The organism is uncultured Nitrospira sp. (assembly GCA_902500695.1).
Classification (GTDB): domain Bacteria; phylum Nitrospirota; class Nitrospiria; order Nitrospirales; family UBA8639; genus Nitrospira_E.
In genome coordinates this window covers 1-5,740 of the sequence record CABVRQ010000133.1, presented here as the reverse complement: position 1 = coordinate 5,740, position 5,740 = coordinate 1, and the positions used below count along the sequence as shown (strand labels likewise).

Genomic DNA, 5,740 nt, shown 5'->3' with positions numbered 1-5,740 from the left:
ACGCTTTCCTCTAATGTCAGACTTCGTTAACCGCTTAGTGATTGAACTTCTGTTCGTGGTAAACACCCTGGCTTCGCTCAGGACAGATCCCTCGAACACTCCCCTTGGTCCAGAGCTATTGTGATAGAGCGGTTTTTTCAGCACCTCTTTAGGTTTCTTCGTTCCCTTCAAGACATTTGATACATTCATCCATTTGCGGGTCGCCATGAAAGCGACAAAAATGCCGGGAACATTGTATGCAAACCAAATAACTTAGACTTTGAGACCCCGACTCCTTACACAAATAGCAAGGCTTTTCCCGTTTCGCATTGGGCATGTCTTTTCTCCTGCAAAGGATTCGTGTGAGCGTATCTCCGAGATTCGAGGCTCCTGCTAACCCACCGATACGACCAGCATCAGGCCAACGATCAGGACAAGTCACTGTCGGAAGAGAAAATGGAGAACATTGATGTATGGATGTTCGGAGGGAAGGAGCATCATGACAAGGGTGAACAGACAAGTGCCCCATGAAGATGGAGAAGGACGGTATGAGGCTAGACGGTCTCCTGTGAACTTGAAGGCACTCGCCAATCAACATAGTCGTTCAAAGGGAAATCACCGGGACGAACATTTCAGTTGTCAGACTGCAATATCACCCTAACTTTCCATCATCTCCAAGCGGGTATCGAACTCATGGCCGCAGGACACGCACCGGATACAATCGGATTCAACCACCGGTTCATCAGCCCGGATGCCCATGCCGCCACAATCCGGACATCGTGCCAGGTGCAACACTTCGTCCTTGAGGTTTTCATAGCGGGTACCACGTAAGCAAAAAATCGGTTGGCCATCGAGCAACCATGGTTGACAGTCTTTATTCACCACAGGAAGAACAAGGTAATGATGGGCTGCATAGTCCAGAATCGCCTCAGGGGTAGGGAACCCACCCTTAATCAGATCCCCGGTTTTCGCGTCATAGATCCCGCAGTCTTTTACGACAGCTTTTGTTGGCCCCATAAGATACCTCCTTCTGACAGGATGAATCTATTCATGAACAGTTCCACATCGACAAAAATGTTCGTACAACCTGCCGAAAAATCATGGGGTCAAAGGGCCGAGCTGCACAACCAGGAGCAGTCAACCAAAAGACGGATACGCGACTGATGGCTAACTAGACGCTCACTCCCCTACCGAACAGAAACATCACACATTGACCTGCTCGATCCCATATGATTCGGAGAAAAGGCCACCCTCACTTCTTTTTTTTGGATTTGCCCCACGTTTCACTCAGAACCGATTTCCACTCATCGCGGGATACCGCCGGCATCGTCTTAATGCGAATATGGCCCATCGAGGCATTCAGCACACCAGCCTTCATGGCCGCGCGATTATTGGGAAATTCTAAAATGGCCACCACATCATATTCCCCCAGACAATAAAAGGCATGAAGCATCTTCCCGCCTAAGGATTCGACATTTTTCCTCACCATGTCCGACCGCTGCACACCCTTGCCCTTCATGGTTATCAGTCCGTCATGGGTAAAATTCACTAAACTCACATAGATCGGCATGATGCACCTCCCTGGGAATAAGTGAATAATGAGATGTTTTGGCGTAGAGACGACATACAACTATCCTAATTGAAAGAGCCAATAAAAAATAGTCTCTTTCTCATGCCTGACAATGGCCATTCGGGAAATTGGGACACATAATCCCACAGGGGGGGGGAAATCACATTGGACCCAAAATGGTTCAATCCCTGAACATCAGGAGGCGGGAGAAAGCTCCTCAATCGCATCCATCTTCTCCGGATAGAAGGCCACGTAATTTTTAATATCAGCCACGGAGGCTAAGGGATTCTCATATGTCCAAACAGCGTTCTCCGCCGTTTTGCCATTCACGCTCACGGTGAAATACGACGCGTCACCCTTAAAGGGGCAGTGAGTGGAATGGGTCGTGGGGCGAAGATAAGACATGGTCACATCTTCACGCGGGAGGTATTGAGCCGGCGGCACCGGTCCCTCCCGCAATATCAGTGCCCGAATGGTGTCCGCAATGACGGTCCCGTTAAATGTCACCTTGACCCGATTGGGATTGGGCGTAATGGTAATGGCATGAGGATGGTTCGGTGCAGTCATGGTGATCATACCTTTCTTGAGTGTATAAATTCCGGCAGAAGAATTAAAGGGGGAAGAAGGAGACAGACAGTGTGTGATGGTATTCAAAACATGGTCCGGTTTCCTACTGAATCTGCTGCGCGACTTCCAGGAATGTCTGAAGATTAGCAGGGCTGCTAAAGCGATGATCCCCGGTCTTCAACAGCAGCTCGACAGGAAACTGAGGATCTTGTCTGAGTAGGTGGTCGGTAAATTCCCAACTCCCTTTGGGAAGAATCACGACGTCCTGAAGCCCGTGCACAATGCGTGTGGCCACCCTCCTTGGCGAATCCAATCGCCTGGCCCATACGGCTTCGCTTTCTTCCACCCATTTCCATGAAAGCGGAAAGTCTTTATGCAAGGCATCGTCATCCCAGGGCATCCATCCCGTCTCCTGCCACTGTCGGCGTCGTTCAGGAGAAATATCCTGCGCGCGTTTTCCCATCATATTAAAGGCCGGAGCCAGGAGCACTAATTGTTGCACATGAGGAAACTCCTGTCCAAGGAGCCATCCCAGCCAGCCACCTAAGGATGATCCGATAATCGTGATAGGCGGACCATCGGCCAGCATCTTCAACACGCTCCGCGCATCCTCCAGCCAGTCACACAGCGTGTAGTCGGCGAAGACGCCCTCCGATTCGCCATTTCCACGGAAATCAAAACAGCAAAATCCCCAGCCCCGCTCCCGACACAAATCGGCCAGAGCCTTGCTTTTGTTGCCCCACCGCTTTGAAAGAAAGCCGGTCACAAATAGCAATTGTCGTTCTTGACCGGGAATGCGGTCACCGACAATGAGTTGAGAATCCGTTCCGGGAATTTCAAATCGGGTCGATTGATTCATCATATTCAATGCGTGGTCAGGTGAAGGAGGAATTGAAATGTTATTGAAAAACCTGAACGGGAAGATTCACATACGTGCCATTTTGCTCTATCTCCTATCATGTAACACATTGGCAGGGCAGGAGAAAACAGCCTGGCTTTATGGGATGAAGGAGAGAAGCCTTTGCGTCATCTGTCAAAGGATTTGAGACAGTCACAGCGCGGGTGCGCAGCGAGGAGGCCCTGGGCAGGTGAAGGGAGGAGTGCCATGCCAGCGCGGAACCACCGGGGTGATGCCTATGGCGCATGCCGCCTCCATGGCCTGCCCGACATGATCGACCAACACAAAGTCCACCCCCCGGGCGAACAGATCACCCAGGTCTAGTCTAAGCTCGCTCTCGTCTTCATCACGAAGCCAGGAATAGTTCACACGGATTCCCGCCTGCTTCAGTTTATCAATAGTCTCGCGACCTGGCCGGCCACGCAGATAGGACAACTGGATAAACTCGTCACAGGAATGAATGGTGGTGTCAACGTACTGAAAGCGGAAAATCTCCCGGCTCATGTTGGCGATCCAGCTCTCGTCGTCGGCCTCTTCTGCCACATGCCGCACAGCCAGATCGGTATCGTCGCGCGCTCCAAAGATAACCTGGTTAAAGCGTTGCGCTTTAACGACCGTCTCGGCGACGAGTCTCCCAACCATGGGATTGTTCTCTTTGATATCCACATTGATCCAGATATTATGCGGCATGACGGCAAGAGCCTCTTCAAGTGTGGGAATATGCTGTCCTGCCACATCTCCTGCGCATGGCTCGAGCCGCATACTCCGGACTTCGGCAAGAGTCGACTCGGAAAGGCGCAACGTCTGCCCCTCCTCGCCTCTCACACGATCATCATGTGAAACAACAAGGACCGCATCCGCAGTCGATCGCACATCCAGTTCAATCTGGTGAACGCCAAGGCAAATGGCTCGCTGAAACGCACCGACCGTGTTCAGGGGACATCCCAGCTTCCCCCCGCGGTGAGCGGAGATGCCGCGCTTAGGAAGATCAGTCATCTGCAGATGGGGGATCTCACAGGATACCGGTGCCACTCCTGGCGGCGACGTCGCACATCCCAGCCAGAGCGTCATGCCGGCGAGTGCACCTCCGTAGAATCGCCACCTGGCTTGCGGCAACTTCGCGCGAGGCCAGGCGCATGTCATCCCGGCCCTCGGGGTGGTCGACCATGTTCAAGGGGTCTGGTAAGAGAAGTCACGGTTGTTCCAGCATGAGTTCAGGAACTCCGCCCATCGTGGTCACAAGCAACGCGAGCAGGACAGCCTGAATAATCCATCCAATCAAACACACTCCAATGGCGCGGTAGGTGCTCTGATAATCCAAGGCTTGGCGCACCGCAATGATCATGGCGACGAGCATCCACACACCGGCAAGAAGATTCACAAATCCGCTGAGGCCGGGGATAATGCCGAGAACCCGAATCAGTCCAGGGGCACTCGAAAAGCCGATCGTTCGTAAGAGTTCACCATGGTCCGCGTGGGTTTGCGGTTCGGGAAGAAGTTTGGTGCCAATGAGATAGGTCATGAACGCCCACACATACCATCCGAGCAGGGACCCGACTGTACCAATGACGAGTCCCATCAGACCGGCCTCTGGCATAAACCCGATCCCACCGGCCAGGCTGGACAATAACACGACGCCCATCGCTTGGCCCATGGAACGCTTATCGGCTTCCACCTCTTCGTAAAGATGAACATCGAGTTTAGCCGCGCGTATCATCCGGTCAACAAACAGACTCATATGGTTTATCTCCTTTCTCTAACAAAATTTTCATTTCAACTACAAAGGATTGTGCCCGAGGAAGAAGACCACAAGCAATCGTGAGAAAAAAGGGAAACAGTTTCTCGCATCTTGTATTCGCTCGGTTCCTTCTCCCACCATAAGGAGAGGGTTAGGGGGAAGGTAGACTTCCTTCAGGACTTTGGGAACGTGGTAGAAATAGACTGGCTTATTGAAACTTAGAAGAGAAGCTGCCCACAAGAAGGGAAGGAGCGATCATTCACGATCCGGGGGATGAGCCGGACATATCATTTGTATCAAGCAACACGCCCTTGTTTTTAAATGGCAAACGGGAACCTTGGACGTAAAGGAAGCCGTCAACCTGATAAGCGACTTCCTGCCGTTGTGAGAGTTGAAGAAGTTGTCGTATCACATCGAGTGTGGAGGTCGTAGTCTCGACGGAAATCACAGAATCTCCCAGTCGCGGAATAGTCGAAGCCTTATTCGTTAAGCCACGGGCGAGTCGTTGATCATTGAGATGAAGAGTGAAATCAAGACCGGTCACCTCTAGATCAAAATCATTGGGATTTCGAACACGCAAATCAACTTGCAATCGTTGCTCAAACATCGTCGCCTCCAACGGGGTGATATTCACCAGCAGGACTTCCGGCGACTCAGGCTGAACAGTCAATTCAGCAATAGAAGTGCAACCGATCAGAAAAAGGATTCCACACACAAAAGGGAGTACTTTAGAAATTCGTTTCATCATCATAAAGAATCATACCTCAATGGGGATGGCAAGGCGATTAAATTGTCAAGCATTAAGAATCTATACCAGCGCATTAGGTTTATTAATACATAGCGGTTAATGTGCAAAGGACCCATTCGGTGTTTATTACTGGGCAGCTTGTTGAATGAACTGTTTCGCTTCCTTCACCTCGGGGAGATCGGAATCGGCCTGACTCCATATGTTGAGAAAATTGCCATAGGCTTGACGAGTCGCCTGGAT

General features: G+C 51.2%; 8 protein-coding genes. All 8 read right to left on the bottom strand.

What is annotated here, in order from left to right; translation table 11 throughout:
* On the bottom strand, positions 1-189 hold a 189-nt coding region (locus AAH187_RS18555), incomplete at its 3' end, for a hypothetical protein (RefSeq protein WP_342349976.1).
* Between the two features lie 447 nt (positions 190-636).
* Positions 637-996, bottom strand: coding sequence for a hypothetical protein (locus tag AAH187_RS18550; protein ID WP_342349975.1), 360 nt, complete (start codon positions 994-996; stop codon positions 637-639).
* Positions 997-1,231: 235 nt separating this feature from the next.
* Entirely contained in the window at positions 1,232-1,549 is a 318-nt protein-coding gene (locus AAH187_RS18545) for a GYD domain-containing protein (protein WP_342349974.1), read from the bottom strand.
* Between the two features lie 195 nt (positions 1,550-1,744).
* Positions 1,745-2,203: a DUF427 domain-containing protein gene (locus AAH187_RS18540; protein WP_342349973.1), complete on the bottom strand. Its 459-nt coding sequence runs from the start codon at positions 2,201-2,203 to the stop codon at positions 1,745-1,747.
* A 16-nt stretch (positions 2,204-2,219) separates the two neighbouring features.
* On the bottom strand, positions 2,220-2,978 hold the full coding sequence (locus tag AAH187_RS18535; protein ID WP_342349972.1) for an alpha/beta fold hydrolase: 759 nt from the start codon (positions 2,976-2,978) through the stop codon (positions 2,220-2,222).
* Positions 2,979-3,167: 189 nt separating this feature from the next.
* Complete coding sequence (locus AAH187_RS18530) at positions 3,168-4,157, bottom strand: glycerophosphodiester phosphodiesterase family protein (protein ID WP_342349971.1); 990 nt, start codon at positions 4,155-4,157, stop codon at positions 3,168-3,170.
* 49 nt (positions 4,158-4,206) lie between these two features.
* A complete protein-coding gene (locus tag AAH187_RS18525; protein ID WP_342349970.1) occupies positions 4,207-4,752 on the bottom strand; it encodes a YIP1 family protein in 546 nt (181 codons plus the stop codon).
* A gap of 259 nt (positions 4,753-5,011) precedes the next feature.
* Positions 5,012-5,503 carry an LEA type 2 family protein gene (locus tag AAH187_RS18520; protein ID WP_342349969.1) on the bottom strand — a complete coding sequence of 164 codons (492 nt, stop codon included), beginning with the start codon at positions 5,501-5,503 and terminating at the stop codon, positions 5,012-5,014.
* Positions 5,504-5,740 lie beyond the last annotated feature (237 nt).